This is a genomic window from Streptomyces spiroverticillatus, assembly GCA_014650415.1.
Lineage (GTDB): Bacteria > Actinomycetota > Actinomycetes > Streptomycetales > Streptomycetaceae > Streptomyces > Streptomyces spiroverticillatus.
Genome location: BMUX01000092.1, coordinates 1 through 536, shown reverse-complemented (window position 1 = coordinate 536; position 536 = coordinate 1). Strand labels below are relative to the sequence as shown.

The window sequence follows — 536 nt, the reverse complement described above, 5'->3', positions numbered from 1 at the left end:
GCGATGGCCGATTTGGCCTTCGTCGTCATCACGCTGGCGGTTTTCGCGTTGGTGGCTCTCGTTGCCCGGGGGGTGACGAAGCTGTGACTGCCGAGAACGTTGTCGGTCTGGTTGTGGCCGTCGCTCTGCTGGGTTATCTGATCCTCGCCCTTGTGTTCCCGGAGAGGTTCTGAGCCGGTTATGTCTCCTGTTGTTGCTGGGGTGCTCCAGCTTCTGGCGCTTGTCGTGGCTCTTGGGCTGGTGTATCGCCCGTTGGGTGATTACATGGCCGGTGTCTATTCCTCTCCGAAGCACTGGCGGGTGGAGAGGTGGATGTACAAGGCGGTCGGTGCCAATCCGAACACCGAGATGCGCTGGCCTGCTTATTTGCGGGGTGTGCTGGGTTTCTCGTTGGTGAGTGTGCTGTTCCTGTACGCGTTGCAGCGGGTGCAGGGCAGTCTGCCCGGCTCGCTGGGTTTCGCGTCGATCGATCCGGACCAGGCGTTCAACACGGCCGCGTCGTTTGTGGCGAACACGAACTGGCAGTCGTACTCCGG

The 536-nt window shown here is 61.4% G+C and carries 2 protein-coding genes; both read left to right on the top strand.

The annotated features are described in order from the left end of the window. Window positions 1-83 precede the first annotated feature (83 nt). On the top strand, window positions 84-173 hold the full coding sequence (kdpF, locus tag IE269_RS42860; protein ID WP_087925864.1) for a K(+)-transporting ATPase subunit F: 90 nt from the start codon (window positions 84-86) through the stop codon (window positions 171-173). 7 nt (window positions 174-180) lie between these two features. Further along, the coding region (locus IE269_RS42855) for a potassium-transporting ATPase subunit KdpA (protein WP_189828786.1) at window positions 181-536 on the top strand (356 nt) is incomplete at its 3' end.